Raw genomic sequence first — 24877 nt, forward strand, 5'->3', positions numbered from 1 at the left:
CACGTCTTCACAGTAAACAGCAATATCGGAAATATCAAGCTTGGCTTCAATCTCCAGCTAACGGGGTGCGGCAACGAGGGTGAGGGCGGCGATCTCCGGGGCGGGGCCCAGGCGGAGCGGGGGGCCCCAGTAGCCGGTGCCGCGGTGCGTATAGACCCGGGTGCCGGCCACGGTGGCCAGGCCCTGCACGACGGGCTGCTGGAGCTTCACGAAGAACATGAAGGGGAAGATCTGCCCGCCGTGGGTGTGGCCGGACAGTTGGAGGTCCACGCGCAGGCCGCCCAGGGACAGGGCGGTGCGGGGCTGGTGGGCCAGGAGCAGGCGGGGCACGTCGGGCGGAGCGCCTTCGAGCGCGAGGTCGGGGCGGCTGGCCAGCGGGGCATCGATGTGGCCCGCGTCATGGTCGGTGACGCCGGCCACGACGAGCCGGGCGCCGCCGCGTTCCAGCACGCGGTGTTCGTTGTTGAGGACGGTGAGGCCCAGGCGGGCCACCTCCGCGATCCAGTCACGGGCGCCGTGGTAGAACTCGTGGTTGCCGGTGACGTAGTAGACGCCCAGCGTGGCCTTGAGGCCCGCGAGCGGCGCCACCTGGTCGCGAAGCTGCTCCACGGTGCCGTCCACCAGGTCGCCCGTCACGGCGATGATGTCCGGCTGGAGCGCGTTCACCTGATCCACCACGCGCTGGAGCCACACGCCGTCCAGGGTGGGGCCCACGTGCACGTCGGAGAGCTGCACCACGCGCAGGCCGTCCAGGCCCGGGCCCAGGTCCTTCAGGGGCACGGTGGTGCGCTCCACCCTGGCGCGACCGCGCGCGGTGACGAACGCGAACGCCACGGCGGGCACGACGGTGCCCAGCACGGCCGCCGCGCGGCCCTGGGCCAGCGCGTGCATGTCGGTGACGGCGCCGGACAGGGACAGCACGCCCGCGACGACATCCGAGGCCATCACGGCGGTCAGGAAGATGCCGAAGGCGCCCAGCCACACGTAGGCGCCCCACTGGATGGCGCGGGAGAGGCCGGTGGGCTGCTCACGGCGCGAGACGCGAAAACCGGCCAGGAGGACGAGGTAGCACAGGCCCAGCAGGCCCCACCCCACGGCGGCCCAGGGAGCGGGCCAGCCGGGGGACGTGAAGAGGCGCAGGCCGATGTAGACGTGCAGGGCGGTGGGGAGGGCGAGCCCCAGCACCAGGGACAGCATCCACCGCCAGCCCGGCGAGCGGGACGAACGCCGGGCCGGCCGAGAGGGGACTTCTTCCGAGGACACGTCCGTCGTCACGCGCGCCACCTTCCGCCCCAACACCGCCCTGGGGACGCCTTCGAGCGCGGGAAGATAACGGGTGGCCCCCTGGCGCGCCCGGCAACCCCTCCGGACGCCCGAAGGCCCTCCTGCCCCGCCGCGTCCGGTCTTCTTGCTCCACCGGGGTCGGAGGGCACCTGGGAATGCGGGACACGGCTTCGCGGATAGCGTGCGGAGCGAAGCCGGACGCGACCGCGAGGCGGGCATGAAGCGATGGGAGTGGGCGCTGCTGTTGGGGTTGCTCGTGTCGGGCTGCGCGACGACGCGGGTCGTGAAGCTGGAGACGGACGACGGCGACCGGGAGGTCGTCACGCCGCACGAGGACGTGGACGCTTCGCTCGCCGCGACCCGGCTGGAGGACGGCGAGTTCAAGCAGGCCGTGCGGGCGCTGGCGCGGGAGGTGCGGCCTTCCGCGCATCCCATGAGGGAGGCCCGGGAGTTGTTCGGTCTGCCGGAGCGCAGCGGCCTGTTCGGATTCCAGGAGCGGACCCGGCGGATCATCCCCCTGGGCGAAGAGGAGGCGCGTGAGCTGCATCTGCTGGAGGCCTCCGATGACCTGACCCGTGGCTACAAGCACTGGTGCAGCAGCCGCCGGAAACAGCCGGGGGACTGTCTGCGATTGCTGGACGAGGGACCGTTGCTGGGGAGCGACGGTCGCTATGCGCTGGCGATGGCGGTCGCGATGGATTCGGTGTGGCGCGAGACCTCCGACGCGCTGAAGGACATGGCCCATCCGCAGGCGGTGATGGCCATGATGACCTCCACCGTGACGATGTACTTGTTGCTCTGGGCGCTGCCGGAGCCGCTGTCCAAGGGGCTCGCCGCCCTGATGACCGCGACCGCCATCGCGTACCTGGGAGTGGACACGGTGTGGCGCATCCTCGACGGGTGGGTGGCCCTGGTGCGACAGGTGGATGAAGCCACCACGTTCGTGCAGGTGCGCGACGCGGGTGAGACCTACGGAAAGGTGCTGGGAGAAAACGCCGCGCGTGTCTTCGTCATGGTGGCCGCTGCCGCGATTGGCAATACGGCGGGGCTCGCCGCGAGGACACAGGGGCTGCCGGGCTCAGCGCCGGCCGCGCTCGCGGTGGAGACCCAGGCGGGTTTTCGGTTCGTGGCCATGGGGAGCATCCGCTCCGTGGCGATGACCGCCGACGGGTTCACCATCGCGCTCGCGCCCAACGCGCTCGCGATGTCATCCCGGTCCGGGCCGCCCCAGAAGCATCACCTGGCCACCATCCGCAACGAGAAGTCCTCGAAGAACGGTGGGCCCTGGACACCGCTCTTCCGAAGGCTGTTCAAGAAGGCCGGAATGGACTTGAAGGATCCCGAGAACATCGTCGAGGTCCAGGGCCACCGAGGTCCACACCCGCGCGAGTACCATGAAGCCGTGATGCGACGGTTGAGGGAAGCCACTCAACGCTGTAGGTCCGTGGTGCAATGCCGTGAAGCCTTGACGAACGCACTGCGAGATCTTGCCCAGGAAGCCAATGCACCTGGCACCCGCCTCAACAAACTCCTGACCTCCCGCAGGGAGCGCTGAGTCTCAACCATCATGACTGCTCGATTCTTCGATCTCTCGGAAGACGTCCAGGAAGGAAATTGGTTCCTGGAGGATCCCGTCGATGCAAACTCAGTAGAGGTGGAGGATCCCTGGATGTTCACGGACGGGGAACCCATCAACGTGACAGGCAGACTCCGGTTTCCCATCGGCGAACCTGGACGGTCTCGGGACTTTTCACTGGCGGGCATCGGACTGACCCCCATCGTCCACGTCAAGCTCGCGACGGTCCTCGCGGAGCGTGCCGCCGACGACGTTCAACTCCTCCCTGTCGACATTCCCAGACACCCGGACCAATACGTCCTCGTGGTCGCCACGAAGACCCTCCGCTGTATCGACGAAAAGGCCTCCGAGGAGGTCCTCTTCTGGGAGCCCAGACACAATCAGCCAGAGAAGCTCGGGCAGTACCGCTCCGTGATCGGCATGCGCATCGACCCATCGAAGGTCGGCGCCACCCAGCTCTTCCGTCCCTGGGGATGGCGGGTCGCGCTCATCGTCTCCGAAGACCTCAAGACCGCGCTGGAACAGACGGGCGCCACCGGCATGTACTTCACCGAGGTCTGAACCGCACCCTCAGCGCCGGGCACGACGGCGGGCCAGCGCGGCCAGCCCCACCAGCGCCCAGACGCTGATCACCCCCGCAGGCCCCGCGCCGCAACCGCAGCCCACGTCCAGGTCGGTCGGCCCGCGCACCTGGAAGCCCACCTCCGGTGAGCGCAGGCCTGCCTCGCCCTCCGCCGTCACCACCTGCGCGACGATGCGGTGCGTCCCCGTGGCGAGCGCCCCTGCGGAGCCCACCTCGTGGCGGAAGACGCCCTCCGCGTCAGAGGTGACGGTGGCCAGCGCGACGCCATCCAATTCCAGACGGACGGACGTACCGGCCAGCGCCACACCCACGAACGTCGGCGTGGGGTCCACGCTCGCGTCCTGCGCGGGCACGACCATCATGAGCACCGCCGGATCCACCGTGCCCGCGTCGGTGCCCGTTCCACCGTCACCTGCCACCACCACCTCGAAGCCCACGACATCGGAATGCGGTCCGTCCTCGCCCGCCTCGTTGTGCGCGTGGACGGTGACCTTGTGCACGCCCACCGACAACGCCTCCTCCTGCGGCACCTGGAAGCGGAAGCGTCCGAGCAGATCCGCCGGCACGATGTTGTCCGGCCCGTCGTCAATGACGACGCCCACGGAGATGCCATTGGTCGTGGTGCCAGCGAACAGCGGCGTAGGGCTCGTGGTGTCCCCATTCGCGGGCACCACCAGCACCGCCATGTCCACGACGCCACCGTCCGCCAATACCACCGTCGGAGAGGTGAAGCGCACCGGCGTGGCCGCGAGGCTGGCCACGCCAACCGCCTCCGACCACGCGGTGACCTCGTGCTCACCGGCCACCAACGGAGCGAAGGGCTGCAGGAAGAACACGCCGTCCGCCCCCGGCACCACCATGCCCACCTCGCGTCCGTCGATGAGGATGTGGACGACCGGGCCGTCCGTGCCCGCCTTGCCCTCGATGCGCGGACGCGTGGAGGTGGACACCTGTTCCGCCACGGGCAGGGTGATGACGGGCGCCACTGGCACCTGGAAGGAGAGCGTGAGCTCCTGCACGGTCCCGACCGACGGGCCACCCGTGGACGTCCCACCATCGGGGATGCCCGCGTCGATGCCGCCATCCGTGCCACCGGCCGGCCCCGCGCCATTCGAGCCCGCGCCCGGGAACCCGGACTGCCCGGCGCTGCCCGCGCTCACGTTGGACGCGCAGAGGGTCGCCTTGCTCTGGAGCAGCACGCGGCCTCCCGCGCCACCGCCACCCGGCCCCAGCGGCTGCTCGGTCACCTTCGTGTCGCCCCCCGCGCCACCCAGAGCCTCCACCGCGCCGCAGTTCAACACCTCCTGCGCGCGCAACAGCACCGCGCCTCCCGCGCCGCCGCCGCCCGCCCCGTCGGTGCCCGCGACATCGGCCGGCAGGCCGGAGGCACTGAAGACGCCCTTGCCGTCGAACGAGAGGGCGCGGATAAACACCCCGCCTCCACCCCGTGCGCCGCTGGTGCCGTCGGTGCCGGTGCCCTCGCCCGCGCCACCACCGCCGCCGAACGCGAAGCGCTCGAGCACGGAATAGCTCAGCGGCGCGCCGCCCAGACCGCCTTCCACCCGCGCACCATCCGAGACCGAGGACCGACCGCCATTGCCACCGATGCCCCCGTGGCCACCGCCCCCACCGCCCGCGCTGATGCAGTTGCCGCCGCCGCCGCCATTGGCCAGGTTGCCGCGACCGGTGACGCTCTTGCTCCCGGACGCCGTCCCCGCCACGCCCTCGCCGCGAGCGGAGCCGCCCTGGGCCGCGGACAGGTCCAGGCCCGTGCACCCCTTGAGGCCGGCGTGGGCCTGATAGATGCCGCCCAGGTACCCGGCGCCGTCCGCGTCGATGCGGCCCTCGTTGATGACCGTGCCGGACACCAGCATCGCGAGGATGCCGCCGGACCGTCCGTCCCAGGGCGTCACGGAGAGCCGCGCACCGGCCTCGACCACGACATCGGAGAACTCGCCCACGCGCAGCACCTGGGTGCGGAGCACGGGATAGGAGTAGCGCAAGGGCTGCGTCAGCTTGAGCACGCCGGCCGCCGAGTCCACGGACTCCACGCGCGCCAGCTCGAAGCGGCTGGGACCCGTCGTGATGGGCAGCACCACGGTCTTCGCGTCGCCGGGGGTGGGCACGGGCAACAGGCCCCCGGTCTGATGGATCATCACCAGGTCACCGGCTACGACCGCGAGGCCGGACACCGACACCTCGGACCTCCGCGCGGCGACGGCCACCCGCAGGGGCGCGGCGGCGCCGGTGACAACCGACCTGCCCGATACGACGGTCAGCGCACCATCACGGCCGGTGCCCAGTCCAAAGGAGTCCGGCTCCGCGCGCGCGACCGGCGCCAGGAGCAATCCAACGATGAGGGCCAGGATGATCCGCATGGCCCCCATGGTGCCCCAGCGGGCGTCCGGGGTCGAGAGAGGCCCACCCCATCCCACGTCAGCGAGGAGCCACCAGGTCCGCGAGCGCGCGGGCGTTGACGGGCGCGAAGAAGGGCTGCCTCAGGAGCCGGCCCAGGGCGCGGCGCTCCACGCACAGCAGTTGGAGGGAGTCCTCCCATTCGCCCAGCACGGCCACCGCGCGCACGTCCGCCGCGTCGCGGTACAGGTCGTTGAGGTTGTGCACGAGCGCGGGCACGTCCTCTACCTCCCACCGCTCGGTGACCTCCCCTGCCGCGACGTGCAGCTCCAGCACGGGGCGCTCGCGCACGTCCACGATCTTCAGCCGCCGGGCCGCGCCGCCCATGGCCGCGGTGAGCGACCCCACCAGCTCATCCGGACGAACGCCATACCCCACGGTGAGTCCGCCCTCGAGCAGCCCCGCCTCGCACAGGCGCAGCAGCGACACATGGGGAGGCTCGCCCTGGGGCACCAGCCCGGCAGCGGCGGCGGAGTCCTTGAGCAGTCGCTCGCGGTCGAGCGCGTCCAGCAGGGAGGCCATGGGGCGCGGACCCTATCAGGGCTCTTCGCCGTCCCAGTAATCCACCGACGCGGCCAGGGGCAGATTCACATGCAACGTGCGCGAGGCCTTGTCGCCGCCCGGAGCCGCGCCCGCCATGATGCCCACCTTCTTCGAGTCCGGGTACACGAGCACGTCCGGCTCCTCCATGGTGGAGAAGCACAGGTAGCGCAGCGGCTCCGCCCCACTGTTGATGAGCTGGTGCGCGGTTCCGGCGCCCGGGGGCAGCGCGACGTAGTCCCCTTCGCGCACAGGCACCTCTTCCGAACCCAGGCGCAACGTGCCCACGCCGGCCAGGAAGTAGAGGGCCTCCTCGTTCGCCAGGTGGTAGTGCAGCGGCCATGAGCGGCGGCCCGGAGGAAGCTCCACGAGGCTGCACCCGAGCTTGCGCCCGTGCGCGGCGGCGCCCAGTTGCTTGCGCTTGAGGGCCACGCGGGTGCCGTGAGCGACTTCGGTCCAGGGAAGGTCTTCGGCGTGCACGAGATGCGATGAGGACATGGTGGGTCTCCTCGATGTCAGGGGCGCTCGGCGACGAGCGCGAACACCCGGTGGGGAACGGACAGCGGATCCTGGGGGAAGCGTTCGGCGAGGAGCGCCCCCAACGCGGCATCGAAGCGTGCCACCTCCTCCGACGGAAGCAGGGCGCCAATCCGCGCGTTGGCGCGAATGCGTCCACGCCAGGCCACGTGGGTGTACGGCGTGGGGGAGTCGAAGGTGAAGGACGTCAAGGACTGGAAGCCCGCGAGCGCCACGTCGCGGAACCACTCCGGGTAGATGCCCACGCCGTGGCCGAAGCGGTCGATGTTCAGGTGGTCGCGGGGGCTGAAGGTCTCCATCAGCGCCTCGGTGGCTTCCACCACGTTGCCGGGCAGGGCCAGCCAGTCGAAGCAGGCGATGATCAACTGCCCGCCGGGCCGCAGCAGCCGGAGCACCTCGCGCGCGGCGGCGGGCCGGTTGAACCAATGCCAGCACTGGCCGGCGAACACGCGGTCGAAGGATGCCGACGGCAGGCCCGTGTCCTCCGCGCTGGCGACACGGAAGTCCACCGCGAGTCCTTCATCCCGGGCGAGCTGCCGGGCCGCATCCAGTTGCTGTGCGGACACATCCAGCGCGGTGACGTCCGCGCCGCGCCGGGCCAGCCCCCGGGCGATGGTGCCCGTCCCGGTGCCCAGGTCGAGCGCGCGCAGGCCGGGCCGCAGCACACCGTCTGTTTCCAGTCGGGTGAAGAAGGTGTCCGGGAATCCCGCCCGGTATTTCGCGTAGTCCGACGACGTGCGTCCGAAGTCCACTGGCATGGTCGCTCCCCGCTCGAAGGCCTCTGTCCGGAAGGGTTCGACTCGACAGGACCTCCAGTCGAGTCGAGACTCCACCTCCGGGAGGCACGTGAAACATGGTGCGTCGCAGCGGGGGTCGTTCTCAATCTCGATTCGACCATCCACCTGAGGAGGAGCTTCTGCGCGCGGACGAGGCGGCGGCCCTGCTGGGGGTGAAGCGGGCGACGCTCTACACGTACGTGAGCCGGGGGCTCGTGCGGTGCGTGCCGGAGAAGGGCACCAAGGAGAACCGCTACCTGCGCGCGGACGTGGAGCGCCTGAAGACACGCCACGATGCGAGGGCGGGACACGCGGCGGTGGCCTCGGGAGCACTGCGCTGGGGTGAACCGGTCATCGACTCGTCGGTGTCGCGGATCAGCGAAGAGGGGCTCCAGTACCGAGGCCACGACGCGGTAGCGCTGGCGACCGGCGGGCGCCGCTTCGAGGACGTGGCGGAGTTGCTCTGGACGGGGCGCCTGCCGTCGGTGTCCACGCAGTGGCCCTGGTCGGAGCCACTCCTCACGGGCTCGCAGCCGCGAGAACTGTCATTGCTGTCGCCCTCCGCGCTCGCGGCGCTGCTGCCAGGAGAAACCCCACCGTTGTCGGCGCTGCTCGCGCTCGTGCCGCTCCTGGCCGCGAGCGACGAAGGGCGCTTCGCCGCGCCCACGGAACAGGAGCAGGCGCGGGCCCGCCGTCTCATCCGCCACCTGGGTGCCTGGGTCTGCGTGGCGCAGGCACCGGAGCGTGTATCCCGGGCATCGAAGACAGACACGGTGGCGGAGTCGCTGGCCACGGCCTGGGGCACGAAGGTGAAGCGCGCACCGGAGCTCATCAACCGCGCGCTGATCCTCTGCGCGGACCATGAACTGAACACCTCCACCTTCGCCGCCAGGGTCACGGCCTCCTCGGGAGCGGACCTGTACGCGTGCATGAGCGCGGCGCTGGCGGCCGTCTCCGGTCACAAGCACGGCGGCGCATGCGACCGGGTGGAGGCCCTGCTGACGGAAGTGGGCCGCCCTGAACGCGCCGCCCAGGTCATCCACGGCCGCCTGCGCCGGGGCGAAGCGGTGACAGGCTTTGGCCATCGCCTCTACACGAAGGGGGACCCGCGCACGCCGCCGCTGGTGGAAGCCGCGCTGAGCGTGAGGCCCGAATCCCTCCGGGTGCGCGTGGCCCGAGCCGTCATCGACACCATGCGCGACGCCGGCCATCCGCCTCCGTCGATGGACATCGGGCTGGTGATGCTCGCGGACGCGCTGGGCCTGCCACCGGGCGCGGGCACCGTGCTGTTCGGCCTGGGCCGCACCGCGGGCTGGGTGGCGCACATCCTGGAGCAGCGCGAACAGGGCCACCTGCTCCGCCCCCGCGCGCGCTACGTGGAGACACCCCCGAAACCGGCTTGAGCCCCCCGGACCGGTGTCACCTGCCGTGCACGCCGCGCAGGTTTCGGTTGGAGCCACGCCCGGGGATGCGCACACTGCCGCCCCGTGAGCGAAAAGCGCCCTTCCCTGCCCTATCCCGCCGTGTTGCTGCTCGGCAACGTCGCCTTCATCGCCTCGTGGATCGTCGTCCTCAAGCGCCCCGAAGGCTGGCAGGTCGTGGGCCCCGTGCTCCTCGTCCTGTTCCTCGTGCTGCGCGTGGGCGGCGTGTGGCGCTACGCCCAGAACAACCCGGACCCCCAGGGCCGCGCGAAGCGCTCCGCCATCATCTCCACCGTGCTGGCCCTGCTCGCCGTGGGCCTCTGGGTCTCCACCTGGGTGAGCGGCCCGCGCTGAAACGAAACGGGCGCCCCTTCCGAAGTGGAAGGTGGCGCCCGTCATCACAGCGAAGCGTGGACCCGCGCGTCAGACGTTGAAGCGGAAGTGCATGCAGTCACCGTCCTGCACGGTGTACTCCTTGCCTTCCACGCGCAGCAGGCCCTTCTCCTTCACCGCCGCCTCACTGCCCAGCTTCACCAGGTCCTCCCAGCGCAGGACCTCCGCCTTGATGAAGCCGCGCTCGAAGTCCGAGTGGATGACGCCCGCCGCCTGAGGGGCCTTGAAGCCCTTCTGGATGGTCCACGCGCGGCACTCCTGCTCGCCCACCGTGAAGTACGTCCACAGGCCCAGCAGCTTGTAGCCCTCGCGAACCACCTTGTGCAGGCCGGGCTCCGTCAGGCCGCTGCCCTCCAGGAAGCCGGGGCGCTCGGACTCGGGGAGCTGCTGGATCTGCGACTCCAGCTCCGCCGCCAGCACCACCACGGACGCGCCTTCCTTGGCGGCCATGTCTCGCACCGCCTTCACGCGCGGGTCGCTGTCTTCCTTGCCAATCTGGCCCTCGCTGATGTTCGCCACGTACAGCACGGGCTTGTCCGTCAGCAGGAACAGGTCCTGGAGGGGCGCGTGCTCCTCCTCGTTCAGCTTCTGCGCGCGCACCGTGATGCCGTTGTTCAGGGCCGCCATCACCCGCTCCAACACCGCGACTTCGGCCTTCGCCTCTTCGGCCGCCTTGCCGCCCAGCTTGGTGTTCTTCAGCGAGCGGTCGCGGCGCTTCTCCACCGTCTCCAGGTCCTTGAGGCACAGCTCCGTGTCGACCACGTCCCGGTCCCGCACCGGATCCACGCCGCCCTCGACGTGGGTGACGTTGTCGTCATCGAAGCAGCGCAGCACGTGGAGCACCGCGTTCACCTGGCGGATGTTCGCCAGGAACTGGTTGCCCAGGCCTTCACCCTTGGAGGCGCCGCGCACCAGGCCCGCGATGTCCACGAACTCCAGCGACGTGGGGATCTTCTTCAGCGGCTTGATGAGCGCCGTCAACTGGTCCAGGCGGTCATCCGGCACCGGCACCACGCCCACGTTCGGCTCAATCGTGCAGAACGGGTAGTTCGCGGCCTGCGCGCTCGCCGCGGAGGACACGGCGTTGAACAGGGTGGACTTGCCCACGTTGGGCAGACCGACGATGCCGATGGAGAGAGCCATGATGAGTTCCTGGAACAGACGGGCGCGGCTTGGGACTTCCCGGCCTTACGCCGAGCGACGGGTCGCCGTGGCGCTCGTCGCACCCGGCAGGCCCTGAACGAACTGCTCGGCCAGCGCGCGGTGCTTGGAGTCGTCCATGCGCTCATTCATGAGCTTGGAGGCCACGTCCATCGCCAGGTCCACCGCCATGGCGCGCACTTCCGCGATGGCCTTGGCCTTCTGGTCGTCGATTTCGCGGCGGGCGCTCAGCTTCAGCTCCTCCGCCTCCTTGCGGCTCTTGGCCATCAGCTCGTCGCGGAACTTCTCCATGTCCGCGGTGTTGCGGCGCATCATCTCCGCCGCCTCGCGACGGGCCTCCGCGATGGCCGTCTTCTGGTCGGCCAGCAGCTTCTCCGCCTCGGCGCGCTCACGCTTCGCGCTCTCGATGGCGTTGGAGATCTGCTTCTCGCGCTCCTCCACGAGCGACAGGATGGGGCCCCACGCCTTCGCGCGCAGCACCAGCATGACGAGGACGAAGGTGACGATGGTCCAGAAGATGAGGCCCGGACGGACCTCCACGAAGCTGCTGGCGGCGAGAACAGAGGGCAGGAACATGGCGGGTCCCGGGATGCGAACGGCGAAAAGGAAGGCGGGAGACAACGGGTGAGACAGGCACTGCCACTGCGTCCAGGAGGCCGGCGCGCCTCTCACGAAGGCGCCGGCTCCCAGGTGAAGCCAACCCGACTCAGACCTTGATGGCGAGCAGGATGCAGACAACCAGCGCGAACAGCGTCGCGCCTTCGATGAGCGCCGCGGCGATGATCATCGTGGTGCGGATGTCGCCGCCCGCGGCCGGCTGACGGCCCGTGGCGTCCATGGCGGCGGCCGCCAGCTTACCGATGCCGAGCGCGGCGCCGATGATGGAGAGACCCGCGCCGATACCGGCGGCGAGGAAGGCAAGAGCGATGTTGGTCATGGGAACACGTGCTTTCAGGTGAGGCAGGACCCGCTTGTGGGGGGGTCGTGAAATCCCTTTAGGACTACCTCCGACGGCCTTTCGAACCGCCGGGTCTTCAACCGGGGCGCGCCGTGCTTCAGGCGCCCCGTCCAGTCAGGCCGGGATGCTTCCCCGGCTTAGGTGTGATGCGCCTTGCCGTGGTCGTGGCTGGCGCCACCTTCCGCGGGGCCATGGCCGTGGTCGTCGTGGTGGTGACCCATGGCCACGCTCATACCGATGAAGAGCGCGGACAGCATGGTGAACACGTACGCCTGCACGAAGGCCACGAACAGCTCCAGCAGGTAGATGCCGAAGGCGAACGGCACGCTCACCAGTGCCACCGCGGGGTTGCGGAGCATGAAGATGAGGCCCAGCAGGAAGAAGATGACGATGTGGCCCGCCAGCATGTTGGCGAAGAGTCGGATGGTGAGGGCGAAGGGCTTGGTGAACAGGCCCAGGAACTCCACCGGAATCATGATGGGCCACAGCCAGGGGGCCACGCCGCCCGTCAGGTGCTTCAGGTAGCCGCCGATGCCGGCGGCGCGGATGCCCGCCACCTGGGTGACGACGAAGGTGCAAATCGCCAGGCCGCACGTGACGGCGATGTTGCCCGTGGCGGACGCCATCCAGGGGAACAGGCCCAGCAGGTTCATGAAGAGGATGAAGAAGAACGCGGTCAAGAGATAAGGCACGTAGCGGGGGCCCTCCTCCTTGCCGATGTTCTTGATGGCCAGCTCGTCGCGCACGAAGAGGACCAGCATCTCGAAGAGGTTCGCCGCGGTGCCGCGCGGGACGAGCTTCGTCTTGTCGCGGTTGCTCCAGATCATCAGCGAGCCGATGAGCAGGAGCGCCGCCAGCCACATCATCACCGTGTGCTTGGTGATGGAGAGGTCCACGCAGCCAGCGCCCAGGCCCGGGTACACCTCGCCGTGGCCGCCGCCGTGCGGGTCCGCCACCGGCGTGCAGGCGCCCTCGTGCAGGGGGATGAAGATGCGCGGCAGGTGGATGGGGATGTGGTTGTTGCTCAGCGGGATCTCGAACTCATACTCATTCGAGTCGGCCACGTGATGCAGGATGTAGCCGGCGACGTCCTCGCCCTCGGCGTCCTTGCTCTCGTTCGCGTAGCCGTGCTCACCGGCCTGGTCGGAGGCCCACACGCTACCCGCGAACAGACAGGCGAACAGCACCATTGCCTTGCGCATCACTCGTCTCCGCCCGCCGGGTCTTTCGACGCGGCCATCACGTAGCTGACTTCAATCCACTGCAGCGCGAAGTAGACGCCGAAGAAGCCGCCCACGAACGCGATCGCGCTCAAATTCCGGGACACCACCCACGCCAACCCCAGCCCCACCGCCACGCCTCTCAGCGCGAACACCACCCCGACCACCTTCAGCGCGGCCTTGAGGTCCGCCTGCGCCAGCGCCCGCCGCTTGAGAAACAGCGCGAGCACACCCACCACCGCCGACAGCCCGACGCCCAGCAGCGCCGCGACCCGGTCCTCCGCCACCTTCGGCAGCACCGCCGCCACCACCGCGCCCACGCCCATCACCGTCGCCGCCAGCCCCGCGTGCGCCCAGAAGGGGTCACGCGCCTGCTTTCCGTCCCGCCCCGTCACTTGCGCTTCCCCAGCCGCGCCATCGCGTGGAGGAAGCCGTAGAACCCGACGCCAATCCCCAGCAGGGACAGGCCCAGGAGCAGCCAGGGGGACGTCCCCAGCCACTTGTCCAGGAAGTACCCTCCCAGGACCCCCACCACCGCCCCGCCCACCAGCTTCCAGACCGCGGAGATGTACGGCTCCGCCGCCCGCATCTGCCGGGCCGTCTCGCCCAGCTCACTGCCCGGCGCGTCCACCCGTTCCCGTGGCTCCTGGTCTGCCATGCGGACGCCTCACCAAACCCTGGGAAAGTCTTGGGTTTCTCTCTCGCCAACCCCGACCCCGCCCATACCCGCGCGGGCGCCGCTTAGCACCGAATGCGCGGCGCGTGCAACCGCTACGGGGACCCGGGAGCTGGTGCCGGCAGCAGGGATTGCGGCACCCGCAAGCGCAGCTACCACGGCCCGGAGAGAAAGGGGGGGTTCTCCCCTGGAACCCCGCTGGAGGCGGCGAGCGGGCCGGGGAGCGTCCGGTGGATCAGCAACGGCCCTCCTCCAGGGGTGACGGCCGGCCGGGCGGCCCGCCCGCCGCCTCTACGCACCCGGGGTGGGCGTCGCCAGCTTGCCCAAGGACGCGTTGGACGCCTTTGAGGAGTGACCCATGCCGAAGCCGCTCGAGCTCACCTCGCCGCAGTTCAAGGAAGGGATGCCCATCCCCATCGCCTACACCGGCGAAGGCGAGGACAAGGCGCCCCCCCTGCACTGGGAGAACCTTCCCCCGGGGGCGAAGAGCCTGGCGCTCATCGTGGAGGACCCGGACGCCCCGGACCCGGCCCACCCGCAGCGCACCTTCTGCCACTGGGTCCTCTACAACCTGCCCGTCAACGCCCAGAGCCTCCCGGACGGAGCCACCCTGGACGTGCTGCCGGATGGGGTGAAGTTGGGGCTCAACGATTTCCACCGGCAGGACTACGGCGGCCCCATGCCGCCCATCGGAAGTCACCGGTACTACTTCCGGCTGTACGCCCTGGACACGGTGCTGCCGGACCTGGGCCGGCCCTCCCGCGCGGAGCTGCGCGAGGCCATGGACGGCCACATCCTGGGCGAGGCCCAGCTCATGGGCACCTACGAGAAGGCGCACCACCGGGAGAAGGGCGTGGCTTCCGAAAAGCCCTCCACCCGCCGCGACGGCAGCCGCAACCACTGAAGCGACTCGGCCGCCGCCTCAGGTGGCGGGCAGCTCGCGCAGCATCACCGCGGGCAGGCCCGGCACCTTGAGGTACTCCACGCGCGTGGGGCGGGCCTCCACCGGGGGCCAGCCCGGCGCATCCAGCGCGGCGAGCAGCCCCAGCACCGGGAAGTCGAAGGACTCCACGTGGGGACCCACCGGGGGCATGGGCAACAGGCCCCACGCGAACGCGATGCGCAGCCGTTCGCAGCGGGCCAGTTGGGGGACGTAGGCCGGCAGGCGTTGGACTCCGGGAAGGTCCGATTCCAGGAAGCGGCACCAGATGATGGCCTCCTCGCGGTTGAGGACCTCCGGCGATACGTCCCGGAGGAACTCCATGCGAAGCAGCGCCAGGTCCGGCCGCTTGGTCTCATCCACCCAGGGGAGCTGTTCGCGCACGCGCTCGGTGCGGTGGTAGTCCATCATCCGTCCAGCGCGGTCCACCACCGTCCGGTCCACGCGGCCGAGCGCCTCACGCTCCCCCGGCGTCAGCGCCAGCGGTGCAAGGGATTGGGAAGCGTCCCGCGCCCACGCCTCGCGAAAGCGCGGATCCACGTGCAGCCGCGCCAGGACTTCCAGCGTCTCCGGATACCCCATGGTCGTGTCCCCTCAGGCCGCGCTCGCGCCGCAGCGCTGGAGGATGGCGCGCGCCCGCGCGAGCTCCTCCACCAGCCGTGCGAAGGGCGGAAAGCCGCTGTCCATCTCGAAGTTCACGCCCCGCACCGGACAGCGCGGCGCCACGTATTCCAACATCCGCCATACCTCCTCCGGCGACGGCGCGGAGTGGCTGTCCAATCGCAGCCCCTCCATCGTCACGCCGCCCGCCAGGTGGATCTGCACCACCCGGTCCAGCGGCAGCCGGTCCAGGAAGGCATACGGATCAAACCCGTGGTTGGCCGCGTTGCAATACACGTTGTGCAAATCCAGCAGCAGCCCGCAGTCCGCGCCCTCCACCACGCGGCGCAGGAAGTCCGCCTCGTCCAGCGTGTTGAGCGGCGTGTGGAAGAGGTACGCGATGTTCTCCACCACGAAGGGCACGCCCAGGTCCGCCTGGGCCGCGCGCACGTTGCGCACGCAGGTGGCCACCGCTTCATCCGTCAGCGGCACCGGCGTGAGCGCGCGCAGGGCCACGTCCCCCACGCGCGTGAAACACAGATGGTCACCGTGCCAGACGCTCTTCGTGCGCTGCGTGATGCGCCGCAATCCCTCGCGGTAGCCGGGCGCGTCCGCGCCGTCCGAGCCGACCGACAGCTCCAGGCTGTGGCCCACCAGCGGATAGCGCTTCGCGAGCAGGTCCAACCGCCGCTCCGAATCCGGTGTGAGCGGCAGGAACTGCTCGGGCGTCACCTCCAGCCAGTCCACGCCGGGGTTGCCCCGCGCCAGATGCGGATTGAGGTCCCAGCGGTAGCTGAGTCCCACGCCAAGGAAGGGAATGCCCACGGTGCGCGCTCCTCCCCCTCAGGCCCGCCGCCGGGCCATCACCTGGAAGTGCTGGCCCAGCACCGCGAAGCCCTCGTGCGCCAGCTTCTGCTGCAACGCCAATATCTCCTCGCGCGCGGACCAGGCGTCCCACGGATTCTCCGACCCGCCCCCGCGCGAGGCGGCCATCGCGTTGAGCATGTCGAAGAACATCACCGGCTTGCCGAAGATCTCCAGCAGCTCCGCGCCCGCGTCCGCCACCGTCTGTTCCAGTTCGCGCACCGTGAACGCATGCACCGGCAGGCCGTAGGGGCACGTCGTCCGGCCGTCCAGGAGCGTGCGGAACGCCTCCTCGGGCCGGCCCAGCTTCAGGGCACCGGAGAACGCCTCGTAGCGGTTGTCCACGCCCAGCACCACCGGCGCGCCCGGCTTCGCCACGCGCACCAGCTCCTTCACCGCGTTCGGATACGCGTCCAGGCAGTAGGACACCGGGTCGCCTTCACAGAAGACCAGGTCGAACGCCGCGTCCGGCAGCGCCAGCTTCGCCACGTCGCCTTCCATGAAGGCCACGCGGTCCAGCAGGCCCTTCGCGGTGAACTGCGCGCGGGCCCCGTCCAGCATGCCCGGGGAGATGTCCAACACGGTGACGTGGTGGCCTCCTTCCGCGAAGCGGGTGCCGAACTTGCCCCCGCCGCCGCCCGCGTCCAGCACGCGCCAGGACGTGCCGTCCTTCGGCAGCAGCGCCTCCACCGGCTTCCAGGTGAGGTGCTCATAGGTGAGCCAGAACAGCTTGATGGCCATCGCGTTCGGGCCCCCCTGGTCGTACTTCGGGGACACCTCGTCGTAGCGGCGCTTGAGGCTGGCGGCGTCGGCGGTGCTCATGGGTGTGCTTTCTTTCAGTAGTTGAAGGAAATCTTGGACAGGATCCGCCGCTCCTGGGAGCCGCCGAAAGGTTGATCCGTGTAGACGAGGAAGATGTCGCTCCATTGGCGGTAATGCCAACCCACCATCGCGTCCACGAACGTGCCCTTCACGGAGTTGTAGTCCGCCAGCTCGTAGACCGTGCCCCTCTGCAACGTCAGACGCGCGTAGAGGTCCGGGCTGAAGTGGTAGCGCAGCTGCGCGTAGCCGGAGAAGCTGTAGCCGTCACCGGAGGTGCCGAAGAGGTCGCTGCTCTCCGGCACATCGAAGTTGCGCGTGTAGAAGCCGCTGAACTTGGCGACGATGTGCCGCCCCACCTTCATGTTGACCGCGCCGTTGAGGCCGCGAATCTGTCCGCCCAGGAACCGGCCGCCAATGGCCGTCAGCGTGTAGTTCTGCCAGTCGTGGGGGAACAGGATGAAGCCGAACGTGCCGAAGCGGTCTCGGAACCCCAGGTTGTCGTCATAGACGCCGTCGAAGGTGAGCGCGAAGTCGTGGTGCAGGTACGGCTGGACGTTGAGCCGCTGGCGCCAGCGAGTGCGCTGGTGTTCGTGATTGCGGCGCCACAGCGTGTCCCACGTCACGTCCAGCCGGGGCAGGAAGCGCCACTTGGGGAACGGGTTCAGGAACAGGCGCGAGTTGTAGCCCTGCTTGTCCACGACGGGCGTCCAGCCCAGCGGGTTCGCGTAGTTCTTCCCGATGTCCTCGAACTGCAACCAGAACTCCGACAGCGTGTCGAAGCGGTGCAGGCCCACGTGGTACGCGTCCGAGTCGTCGTTGCCCAGCGGGCTCCAGCTCTTGATGGCCTGGGCCTGGATGAAGAACTCCTCGAAGAGGTGGAAGTTGCCGTCCAGGCCCACCGTCTGGAAGTCCGCGTCGCCGAAGAGGCCACCCCGGCCGCTGCGGTTGAGCGCGATGAGCGAAATCATCGAGCGCTTGCCAATGTCATGCTGGAGGCGGAGCACACCGGAGTTGACGTTCTCGAAGACTTCCCGGCCGTTCGCGTCCCTGCCGGTGGAATCGCGGTGCTGGATGTCCATCAGCGCGAAGTTCGTGTCGCCCACCTTGCCCGTGAGCTGCAACCCGCCCCACACCCGGTCATGCGGCCGGAGCGCGATGCGGCGCGAGGTGAAGACGTTGATGGGCGCGATGAAGAGGTGCTCGCTCTCCAGGAAGAACTGACGGCGCTCCGGCAGCAGCGGCTGGTCGGTGTCCAGCAGCAGGAAGTCCTGGTCCGCTTCGGAGTCGCTGAAGTCCGGGTTGGCCGTCAGCTTCATGGACAGCCAGGGGGCCGGGTCGAAGCGCGCGTCCGCGCCCACGTTGGGTCGGAACATGCCGCGGCCGTCGCTGGACTTGAGCGCCAGCGTGGTGGCCACGTAGGGGGTGATGCTGAAGACGGAGCGCGGGTTGATGTCCTTGAGCCCGTCCAGGTGCGGGTAGCGGCTCACCTTCGCGCTGTTCACGCCATCCGGCGTCCAGTTGCTCCACTCCTGGTTGCGCGACTGTTCGCGGTCCAGGAGCATGCCAAAGGACAGCTCCCCCTTCTTCTCGAACTGGAAGTTCGCGAACGGGATGCGCACCTCCGAAACCCAACCGTCCTTCACCAGCGTGGACTTCGTCTCCCACTCGCCGCGCCAGTTGGTGGAGAACGCCTCGCCGTCATCCACGATGCGCCCGTCGGTGCGCACGCCCAGCGGGTTGGTCCAGAAGAAGTACGCGTTGCGGTGGTCCAGGTACGTGTCCAGGATGATGGTGATGTTGTCTTCCTGGTGGAGGAACCCCTCGTTCTGCATCGTGTAGCCGGTGATGCGCTCCGGCTTCGAATCCAGGCAGTGGAAGAGGAAGTAGAGGTTGTCCTTGTCGTAGAGGATGCGGACCTTGGTGTCGTCCGGCGCGGGGCGGCCGTAGTCCACGCGCGTGAGGAACCAGCCGCCAATCTCCGGCGCCGTCTGCCAGGCCGGCTCGTCCCCCTTGCCGTCGATGGTGATGGCATCCTTCGTCGGCGTCGCCGTGACCTTGTAGGTCGAATCAGCGAACCCCAGGGCGGGCACCAGCGCGATGCACAGCGCGGCGCCCCAACGACACACATCATGAACGGGGCTCATCCGGGCTCCGAGTTGGGGGTAAGGGCGGCCACCGGGGCCGCGACAGGGGGGAGTTCGGAGGACTCGCGAACCCTCGACACACAGCCGAGGGCCAGCACGAGCGCCGCCGAGGAGAGAAGGAACGTGAAGCCGATGCCGGCCCTCTGCGCGACGAAGCCGTAGGTGATGGGCGCCAGCACGCCCGCCAGCGCCGCGCAGGAGCCCAGCGCGCCCATGAAGCGGCCGCGCTCCGCGGGCGACGGCACCTGCTCCACCACCAGCGCGGACGCGGAGCCGCGGTGCAGGCCATCCGGCACCGCGAGCAGCACCCACGCCGCCACCAGCGCGCCCAGCGCGTACCCGTGCGGCAGCCACCCGGAGGCGCCGAGCACCGCCGCCATCACCGCCATGCCCGCCAGGCCTGACGTGATGAGGCCCACGCGCCGGGGCAGCCGGTCCGACAGCCGTCCGCCAAAGGGCTGCACGAAGGCGAAGACGAGCCAGGACGCCGCCACCAGGGGCCCCACCAGCTCCCCGGGCGCGCCCAGCTCCACCGCGTACAGCGGCAGGTACGTGGGAAACAGCGCCAGCGCGAAGGTGAAGAAGAACTGCCAGAGGAACAGGCCGGAAAGGCGCGGGTGGTCCTTCACATAGGTGAAGGGAGACATGAGTCCCTGGAGCGCCAGCGCCCAGCCCGTCCGCACCCCGCCCGCCCCGGCCTCCGCGCGCGGAGGCGCCTGCGAGTCGTCCAGCGACAGCAGCATCAGGCTGCCCACCAGGAACAGGGCGCCCGCGAGGAAGAAGGTGCCGCTCACCGACAGCGTGCGGATGACCGCGGAGGAGGCGAACAGCGCCGCCACGAACACCAGGTTCGAGGTGGCATCCAGCATGGCGAAGATGGTGGCGCGCTGCTTCGTGGGCGCGAAGTCCGCCACCATCGCGTTGGACACGGGCGCCGCGCTGCGCGCCAGGAGCATCTTCAGGATCATCACCGCCGCGAGCGGCGTCGGGTCATCCACCAGCGCCACCGCCGGCACCATCAGCGACGTGAGCAGCGACAGGCCCACCACGAAGGGCTTGCGGCCATGGCGGTCCGACAACGCTCCCAGCACCGGCTGCACGAAGATGGGCAACAGCGAGCCCACCGTGTAGAGCAGGCCAATCTGCTGGAAGTCCAGCCCGCGCGAGCGCAGGTACAACGGCATCACCGGGTTGAGCAGGCCCGCGGCCACCATGCCAACCAGCCCCGAGCCGAGCATCACCCGCAGGTTGCCCAGCCCCTTCGTCAACCCATACATCTCCCGGATGGCATGCACGCCCTGGCGGATCATGAGCCCCCCAGCTTCGTGACATCCGCCGCGCCCGCGCGCGGCTCCAACCCCAGCACCTCCGACACCGCCCGCGTGAGCGTGGGCACCGGCCGCACGTCCAGCGCCGTCAGGGCTTCCGCGTCGAAACCGCTGTCCTCTGGCACGTACACGGACACCCTTCCCTCCTGGGGAAACACCTGCTTCACGTAGGACTGGGCCACGCCCAGCTTTCCCTGGAGGAACTCGCGCGGCGCGGGCGCGAGCCGCTCACCGTGCTCCTCCAGCGCCACCCCCGTGCCCAGGAAGGGCGACGGCAACGGGCGGCCACTCAGGAGCGCCACCCAGGCGACGAACAACGGCAACGACGCGCTCCGGCCATCCAACGTCACGTTCCTGCCCCGCGCGGAGACGTGCAGGTCGGTCTGCTCCCACGGCAGCGCGTAGTGCGCCCTCCCCAGCGCCGCGAGGTGCTGGACGTGCCGCTGCCAGACGGGTGTGAAGACCTGCCCCTTCGACGCGTCCAACCACACGCGTCCCTGACCGGGACTGACGCGGAGTTGCACGGGCACGACGCGAAAGAGCGCGCAGCCGCCGACGTCCGCCTGGGTGAAGAGCAACAACTGGAGCGAGTCTGGCGACATGGGCGGGCGTCAGCGATTGAAAAGACAACCGGGTGGAGGCGTACGGCCTCCACCCGGCCGCATTGGCGACTACTCCGCCTGCCCGACGGCGCCCGTCTCAGGGGGAAGCCCCCCGCAACACATGCACCTGCCGGACGAAACGACACAGCGGACGAACTCGGCCTTGAGGGACATGGTGTTTCTCCAGACGACGGGTATCAGGCAGACAGGAAGTGCGACTACTCCGCCAGCTTGGTCGACTGCAGAACCATGCCGTTGGAGCAGGTGCACTTGTCGGACGAAGCGGTGACGCGAACGATCTGGGCCTGGGTGTACATGGGGTGTGTCTCCTGGTTTGGGTTGGGTACGACTTGAAGCACCTGACGGGAGTGAACTACTCCGCCACGTTCTTCGTGAGGATCACCATGCCGTTGGAGCAGGTGCACTTGTCGGACGACGCGGTGACGCGGACGATCTGGGCCTGGGTGTACATGGGGTGTTTCTCCTTGGATGGACTTGCCGCGGAACAACCACTGCCGTGAAGCGCCGTGAAGCATGAACAGGGGGTCTGACATTCCCTGTTGTCCTCACCGCGCTTCACCCCTTCGTGAAACACAGGTTTCACGGAGGGATTCGCGGGCGTCCCGACGTCGGGGCGCACACGAAACCTGGAGCCAGGGCATGGCTTCGCCCAACCCCTCCCGGAGGGGGCTCCTCGAACGTGCGGGTGCATCAGCGCCGCGAGGGGAAAGCCTCGCGGCGACCCGGAAGATGGGGGGGTCAATGTTTCAATTCTTCAGACGGCGGTGGGCTCGCAGAGCCCCAGCTCCTGGAACTGCGCGACGGTGCGCTGGACGTCCGCGCGGATGTCCTGCTCCTGGTCCGCCGCGTCCAGGCCCCGGACAAGGGCTTGCACCGCGCCGTCGAGCGACGTGCCGCTCTGGCACAGCTCGAAGATGCGGGCGGCCGTCTCGTTCACGCGGAAGACCTCTCCGCCCTCAGTGTCCATCAGGAAGAAGGCTCCGTCCTGCTGCTGGACGATGACGCCGGAAGTCGTGCGGGGCAGGCTCAAGACAGTTCCCCTGGATGACCGCGAACCCTCGAGCGCGCTCCGGAAAGACCCTGGAGCCAGACTCAAGCCGCGTATTGATGATTCATGGTTCTAAGGAGCTTCATACCTGCTGTCAATGACACACGGACTCTGGGTTTGGCGGCTCCAGGGTGGAAATGTGACGTCTGGCGTATGGGAAGACCGCGACGGTTGCCGTGCCGCGTCGTGGGCGAGGTGTGCGCTGGTGGGCGGTGCGACGCAGGGGAGGCTTCACCCGGAGTCCCGACAGTGCCAACGTGGTGCGCGTGAGAGGCACTGAGCGGACGAACCGTCGGGTGGGGACGGTCACGGAAGAGCAGGAGGCGGAGTACCGCCTCCTCGGGGACATGCCCCTGGGCGTGTTCGTGCTCCGGGACAGCGTGCTCGTGTACGCGAACGCCGCGCTGGCGCGGCTCGTGGGCGCGACGCGGGAGGAACTGGTGGGTCAGCCGGTGACGGCGCTGCTGGAGGAGCCCCAGGCGGACACCCCGGTGGACCGGCTGGCGCGGCGGCTGGGGACCGCGCCGGTGGCGGGCACGTACGAGGCCTGGCTGCGCAGCGCGGGCGGCGGGATGCGTGTGGAATTGACGGTGCATCCGCATGCCAGGGATTGGGTGGTGCAGGCGCGCGATGTGACGTCCCGGGTGCGGCGTCGCACGGTGCTGCGAAAGCTGGCGGAGCTGGGCGGACACGTCCGCGCGCTGCATTCCGAGGAGGCGGTGCGCGAGGAGGTCTTCCGCGGGCTGGAGGCGCTGGAGCTGGGCTTCGCGTGGTTGACGCCCCGGGGCGTGGGGGTGGAGCTGTCGGTGGCGGGGCTGCCGCCCCGGCTGGTGCCGCACGCACCGGCGCTGGGCGGACGGGTGCCGGTGGAGGCGATGGGCAGCTGGGCCCCGGCGCTGGTGCGCACCTGGCGCGACGGCAACGCGTGGGTGGAGGACCTGGGCGTGGAGGTGTCGCGGTTCGTGCCGGAGGCGCGCATGGACACGGTGCTGGCGGTGTTCCAGCGCGTGGAGCCGCACCATGCGGTGGGGGTGCGCATCGACGTGGAGACCGCGCCCGTGGCCATGCTGGTGCTGGCGGCGGACTGGCTCAGCGAGGAGGACGGGGCCGCCGTGCGGCTGTTCGGGCAGCAGGTGTCGTCCGCGCTGGACGCGGCGCGCACCATCCAGCGGCTGAGCGTGCGCGCCACGGCGCTCGCCGCGCTGGGGCGGCTGGCGTCCCAGGCGGCGTCCGCGCCGCACCCGCGCGCCTTCTTCGGTTCCGGCACGGAGGAGATCGCCGGCCTGCTGGCCTGCGACGCGGTGTGCCTGCTCCTGCCGGCGGACACGCGCCACGAGCCGGGCGAACCGCTGGAGCTGGTGTACGCGCGCGGCCTGTCCGAGGACGCGGTGGCCCGGGTGCGCCGCGCGCGCATGGGGTCGCTGCCCCGGCCGAGCGGGATGATGGACGCGGTGCAGGTGCTGGACGCGGAGGGCTGCCCCGCGCCCACGCGCGACGCGCTCCGGGCCCTGGCCTTCCAGACGCTGGTGTCGGTGCCGCTGCGGGTGCGCTCGCGCGGCGTGGGCACGTTGAGCGTGCTGTTCCACGCGCGGCGACGGCTCACCCCGCTGGAGCTGGAGACGCTCCAGGCCATGGGCACGCACTTCGCGGCGGCCATTGAATCCCACCGGCTGCTGGACGAGGTGCGCGGACGGGCGGAGGACCTGGCGCTGATGCACGAGGTGGGCAAGGCGCTGGCGGCCACGCTGGAGCTGGACCGGCTGCTGGCCACGGGCGTCACCAGCCTGGCGCGCATCGTGGACGTGCCGGACGCGTACGTGCTGCTGCCGGACGCGAAGGGGCAGCGGCTGGCCATCCGCGCGGCGACGGGCGGGCACCCGGAGCTGGTGGGCCGGGACCTGCCGTTGGACCTGTCGCCGCATTCACTGGCGGGGGAGGTGTTCCGCACGCGCCAGCCGCTCCGCGTGGAGGACGCGCGCGTGGACGTCTGGATGAACGACGAGCTGCGCCGGGCCACGGATGGCGTGGCGTACATGGTGCTGCCGCTCGCCGTGCACGCGCAGATGGTGGGCGTGGCGGTGATGGTGGAGACGCGACGGCCCCGCCGCTTCACGCCCGCGGAGCTGGAGCGGGCGGATGCCATCGCCAATCAGTTGTCGCTGGCGCTGGAGGGCGCTCGGCTGGTGGAGGATTTGAAGAAGAGCTACGAGGAATTGAGGCGCGCGCAGGAGCAGCTGGTGCACCGCGAGCGGCTGGCCGCGCTGGGCGAGCTGTCCGCGGTGATGGCCCACGAGGTGCGAAACCCGCTGGGCGCCATCTTCAATTCGGTGGCCACCATCCGCCGCATCATCGGACCGGAGAGTCCGGCGACGCCGCTGGTGGACATCGTGGGCGAGGAGGCGGACCGGCTCAACCGCATCGTCGCGGACCTGCTCACCTTCGCGCGGCCTCCGTCGCCACACCTGTATGCGGTGTCGGTGACGCAGTTGCTGGAGGAGTCGGTGGGCGGGGCGCTGTCGGACGCGGGCAGCCACGGCCAGCCTCCGCCGCCCGTGCGCGTGGAGTGGGTGATGGAGGAGGACGTGCCGTCGGTGACGGTGGACGAGCGGCTCATCCGTCAGGCCTTCCTCAACCTGGCCCTCAACGCGGTGCAGGCCATGCCCCACGGCGGCACGCTGCGGGTGGTGGCCCGGAAGGCGTGGGTGGAGCGGCCCGGCGTGCAGGTGGAGATCATCGACACCGGGCCGGGCATCCCGCTGGAGCTGCGCACGCGCATCTTCGAGCCCTTCTTCACCACCAAGGCCCAGGGCACCGGCCTGGGGCTCGCCGTCGTGAAGCGCATCGTCGATTCACACATGGGCGCGATGGGGCTGGACGTGCCCGACACCGGCGGCGCCGTCTTCTGGATCTTCCTCCCCCTGGAGCCGCCCGCGCTCCACGTCCTGCCACTGACCGCCGGCTGACGCGT

24 protein-coding genes are annotated in these 24877 nt (G+C 69.8%); 6 read left to right on the forward strand and 18 right to left on the reverse strand.

Going from position 1 to position 24877, the window contains the following annotated elements; translation table 11 throughout:
- Positions 1-57: 57 nt before the first annotated feature.
- Positions 58-1275: a metallophosphoesterase gene (locus OV208_RS03765; protein ID WP_420714958.1), complete on the reverse strand. Its 1218-nt coding sequence runs from the start codon at positions 1273-1275 to the stop codon at positions 58-60.
- A gap of 226 nt (positions 1276-1501) precedes the next feature.
- On the opposite strand from OV208_RS03765, the gene OV208_RS03770 reads away from it, so the two are divergent.
- Both OV208_RS03770 and OV208_RS03775 read left to right on the forward strand, forming a co-directional pair.
- Positions 1502-2839: an AHH domain-containing protein gene (locus OV208_RS03770; protein ID WP_267572412.1), complete on the forward strand. Its 1338-nt coding sequence runs from the start codon at positions 1502-1504 to the stop codon at positions 2837-2839.
- Between the two features lie 12 nt (positions 2840-2851).
- Positions 2852-3421: an imm11 family protein gene (locus OV208_RS03775; RefSeq protein WP_267572413.1), complete on the forward strand. Its 570-nt coding sequence runs from the start codon at positions 2852-2854 to the stop codon at positions 3419-3421.
- A gap of 9 nt (positions 3422-3430) precedes the next feature.
- Here the strand turns inward: OV208_RS03775 and agmC are convergent, their stop codons facing one another.
- From agmC to OV208_RS03795, 4 genes are read right to left on the reverse strand one after another with little or no spacing between them, the layout of a single operon-like run.
- Positions 3431-5821 (reverse strand): adventurous gliding motility protein AgmC, encoded by a 2391-nt coding sequence (agmC, locus tag OV208_RS03780; protein WP_267572414.1) that lies wholly within the window; start codon positions 5819-5821, stop codon positions 3431-3433.
- A gap of 58 nt (positions 5822-5879) precedes the next feature.
- Positions 5880-6380, reverse strand: coding sequence for a hypothetical protein (locus OV208_RS03785; protein ID WP_267572415.1), 501 nt, complete (start codon positions 6378-6380; stop codon positions 5880-5882).
- A 15-nt stretch (positions 6381-6395) separates the two neighbouring features.
- Positions 6396-6896 (reverse strand): cupin domain-containing protein, encoded by a 501-nt coding sequence (locus tag OV208_RS03790; RefSeq protein WP_267572416.1) that lies wholly within the window; start codon positions 6894-6896, stop codon positions 6396-6398.
- 17 nt (positions 6897-6913) lie between these two features.
- A complete protein-coding gene (locus OV208_RS03795) occupies positions 6914-7693 on the reverse strand; it encodes a class I SAM-dependent methyltransferase (RefSeq protein ID WP_267572417.1) in 780 nt (259 codons plus the stop codon).
- Positions 7694-7788: 95 nt separating this feature from the next.
- Between OV208_RS03795 and OV208_RS03800 the strand changes: the two genes are divergently transcribed.
- Together OV208_RS03800 and OV208_RS03805 are read left to right on the forward strand one after the other, a co-directional pair.
- Positions 7789-9114, forward strand: coding sequence for a citrate synthase family protein (locus OV208_RS03800; RefSeq protein WP_267572418.1), 1326 nt, complete (start codon positions 7789-7791; stop codon positions 9112-9114).
- An 84-nt stretch (positions 9115-9198) separates the two neighbouring features.
- On the forward strand, positions 9199-9486 hold the full coding sequence (locus OV208_RS03805; RefSeq protein WP_267572419.1) for a hypothetical protein: 288 nt from the start codon (positions 9199-9201) through the stop codon (positions 9484-9486).
- A gap of 69 nt (positions 9487-9555) precedes the next feature.
- Here OV208_RS03805 and ychF read toward each other — a convergent pair whose 3' ends face one another.
- The 6 genes from ychF to OV208_RS03835 all read right to left on the reverse strand — a co-directional run bounded on the left by ychF (position 9556) and on the right by OV208_RS03835 (position 13522).
- Positions 9556-10668: a redox-regulated ATPase YchF gene (ychF, locus tag OV208_RS03810; protein ID WP_267572420.1), complete on the reverse strand. Its 1113-nt coding sequence runs from the start codon at positions 10666-10668 to the stop codon at positions 9556-9558.
- A 45-nt stretch (positions 10669-10713) separates the two neighbouring features.
- Positions 10714-11262: a F0F1 ATP synthase subunit B gene (gene atpF / locus OV208_RS03815; protein ID WP_267572421.1), complete on the reverse strand. Its 549-nt coding sequence runs from the start codon at positions 11260-11262 to the stop codon at positions 10714-10716.
- A 130-nt stretch (positions 11263-11392) separates the two neighbouring features.
- A complete protein-coding gene (locus OV208_RS03820) occupies positions 11393-11623 on the reverse strand; it encodes an ATP synthase F0 subunit C (RefSeq protein WP_014400382.1) in 231 nt (76 codons plus the stop codon).
- A 158-nt stretch (positions 11624-11781) separates the two neighbouring features.
- Complete coding sequence (gene atpB, locus OV208_RS03825) at positions 11782-12846, reverse strand: F0F1 ATP synthase subunit A (protein WP_267572422.1); 1065 nt, start codon at positions 12844-12846, stop codon at positions 11782-11784.
- Positions 12846-13259 (reverse strand): hypothetical protein, encoded by a 414-nt coding sequence (locus OV208_RS03830; RefSeq protein WP_267572423.1) that lies wholly within the window; start codon positions 13257-13259, stop codon positions 12846-12848. Before OV208_RS03830 ends, atpB begins: the two co-directional genes overlap by 1 nt.
- Positions 13256-13522 (reverse strand): AtpZ/AtpI family protein, encoded by a 267-nt coding sequence (locus OV208_RS03835; protein ID WP_267572424.1) that lies wholly within the window; start codon positions 13520-13522, stop codon positions 13256-13258. Before OV208_RS03835 ends, OV208_RS03830 begins: the two co-directional genes overlap by 4 nt.
- A gap of 376 nt (positions 13523-13898) precedes the next feature.
- Between OV208_RS03835 and OV208_RS03840 the strand changes: the two genes are divergently transcribed.
- Positions 13899-14444: a YbhB/YbcL family Raf kinase inhibitor-like protein gene (locus tag OV208_RS03840; RefSeq protein WP_267572425.1), complete on the forward strand. Its 546-nt coding sequence runs from the start codon at positions 13899-13901 to the stop codon at positions 14442-14444.
- Positions 14445-14462: 18 nt separating this feature from the next.
- Here OV208_RS03840 and OV208_RS03845 read toward each other — a convergent pair whose 3' ends face one another.
- From OV208_RS03845 to OV208_RS03875, 7 genes are all read right to left on the reverse strand, one after another.
- On the reverse strand, positions 14463-15062 hold the full coding sequence (locus tag OV208_RS03845) for a hypothetical protein (protein WP_267572426.1): 600 nt from the start codon (positions 15060-15062) through the stop codon (positions 14463-14465).
- A gap of 12 nt (positions 15063-15074) precedes the next feature.
- A complete protein-coding gene (locus OV208_RS03850) occupies positions 15075-15905 on the reverse strand; it encodes a DUF692 domain-containing protein (protein WP_267572427.1) in 831 nt (276 codons plus the stop codon).
- 18 nt (positions 15906-15923) lie between these two features.
- Complete coding sequence (locus OV208_RS03855) at positions 15924-16766, reverse strand: class I SAM-dependent methyltransferase (RefSeq protein WP_267572428.1); 843 nt, start codon at positions 16764-16766, stop codon at positions 15924-15926.
- A gap of 14 nt (positions 16767-16780) precedes the next feature.
- Complete coding sequence (locus OV208_RS03860; RefSeq protein WP_267572429.1) at positions 16781-18910, reverse strand: carbohydrate binding family 9 domain-containing protein; 2130 nt, start codon at positions 18908-18910, stop codon at positions 16781-16783.
- On the reverse strand, positions 18907-20220 hold the full coding sequence (locus OV208_RS03865; protein WP_267572430.1) for an MFS transporter: 1314 nt from the start codon (positions 20218-20220) through the stop codon (positions 18907-18909). Before OV208_RS03865 ends, OV208_RS03860 begins: the two co-directional genes overlap by 4 nt.
- Complete coding sequence (locus OV208_RS03870; protein ID WP_267572431.1) at positions 20217-20840, reverse strand: hypothetical protein; 624 nt, start codon at positions 20838-20840, stop codon at positions 20217-20219. Before OV208_RS03870 ends, OV208_RS03865 begins: the two co-directional genes overlap by 4 nt.
- 775 nt (positions 20841-21615) lie before the next feature.
- Positions 21616-21891, reverse strand: a complete 276-nt coding sequence (locus tag OV208_RS03875) for a PqqD family protein (protein ID WP_267572432.1) — start codon at positions 21889-21891, stop codon at positions 21616-21618.
- A gap of 314 nt (positions 21892-22205) precedes the next feature.
- On the opposite strand from OV208_RS03875, the gene OV208_RS03880 reads away from it, so the two are divergent.
- Positions 22206-24872 carry an ATP-binding protein gene (locus OV208_RS03880; protein WP_267572433.1) on the forward strand — a complete coding sequence of 889 codons (2667 nt, stop codon included), beginning with the start codon at positions 22206-22208 and terminating at the stop codon, positions 24870-24872.
- Positions 24873-24877: the final 5 nt, after the last annotated feature.

Origin of the sequence: Corallococcus sp. bb12-1, from assembly GCF_026626765.1 — a bacterium.
Taxonomy (GTDB): domain Bacteria; phylum Myxococcota; class Myxococcia; order Myxococcales; family Myxococcaceae; genus Corallococcus; species Corallococcus terminator.

Excerpts from the sequence above, each read along its gene's own strand:
- ychF (WP_267572420.1), bottom strand. The coding sequence starts at position 10,668 with ATGGCTCTCTCCATCGGCATCGTCGGTCTGCCCAACGTGGGCAAGTCC.
- atpB (WP_267572422.1), bottom strand. The coding sequence starts at position 12,846 with ATGCGCAAGGCAATGGTGCTGTTCGCCTGTCTGTTCGCGGGTAGCGTG.
- OV208_RS03860 (WP_267572429.1), bottom strand. The coding sequence starts at position 18,910 with ATGAGCCCCGTTCATGATGTGTGTCGTTGGGGCGCCGCGCTGTGCATC.
- OV208_RS03790 (WP_267572416.1), bottom strand. The coding sequence starts at position 6,896 with ATGTCCTCATCGCATCTCGTGCACGCCGAAGACCTTCCCTGGACCGAA.
- agmC (WP_267572414.1), bottom strand. The coding sequence starts at position 5,821 with ATGCGGATCATCCTGGCCCTCATCGTTGGATTGCTCCTGGCGCCGGTC.
- OV208_RS03845 (WP_267572426.1), bottom strand. The coding sequence starts at position 15,062 with ATGGGGTATCCGGAGACGCTGGAAGTCCTGGCGCGGCTGCACGTGGAT.
- atpF (WP_267572421.1), bottom strand. The coding sequence starts at position 11,262 with ATGTTCCTGCCCTCTGTTCTCGCCGCCAGCAGCTTCGTGGAGGTCCGT.
- OV208_RS03865 (WP_267572430.1), bottom strand. The coding sequence starts at position 20,220 with ATGATCCGCCAGGGCGTGCATGCCATCCGGGAGATGTATGGGTTGACG.
- OV208_RS03800 (WP_267572418.1), top strand. The coding sequence starts at position 7,789 with ATGGTGCGTCGCAGCGGGGGTCGTTCTCAATCTCGATTCGACCATCCA.
- OV208_RS03820 (WP_014400382.1), bottom strand. The coding sequence starts at position 11,623 with ATGACCAACATCGCTCTTGCCTTCCTCGCCGCCGGTATCGGCGCGGGT.
- OV208_RS03855 (WP_267572428.1), bottom strand. The coding sequence starts at position 16,766 with ATGAGCACCGCCGACGCCGCCAGCCTCAAGCGCCGCTACGACGAGGTG.
- OV208_RS03775 (WP_267572413.1), top strand. The coding sequence starts at position 2,852 with ATGACTGCTCGATTCTTCGATCTCTCGGAAGACGTCCAGGAAGGAAAT.
- OV208_RS03840 (WP_267572425.1), top strand. The coding sequence starts at position 13,899 with ATGCCGAAGCCGCTCGAGCTCACCTCGCCGCAGTTCAAGGAAGGGATG.
- OV208_RS03870 (WP_267572431.1), bottom strand. The coding sequence starts at position 20,840 with ATGTCGCCAGACTCGCTCCAGTTGTTGCTCTTCACCCAGGCGGACGTC.
- OV208_RS03785 (WP_267572415.1), bottom strand. The coding sequence starts at position 6,380 with ATGGCCTCCCTGCTGGACGCGCTCGACCGCGAGCGACTGCTCAAGGAC.
- OV208_RS03795 (WP_267572417.1), bottom strand. The coding sequence starts at position 7,693 with ATGCCAGTGGACTTCGGACGCACGTCGTCGGACTACGCGAAATACCGG.
- OV208_RS03770 (WP_267572412.1), top strand. The coding sequence starts at position 1,502 with ATGAAGCGATGGGAGTGGGCGCTGCTGTTGGGGTTGCTCGTGTCGGGC.
- OV208_RS03835 (WP_267572424.1), bottom strand. The coding sequence starts at position 13,522 with ATGGCAGACCAGGAGCCACGGGAACGGGTGGACGCGCCGGGCAGTGAG.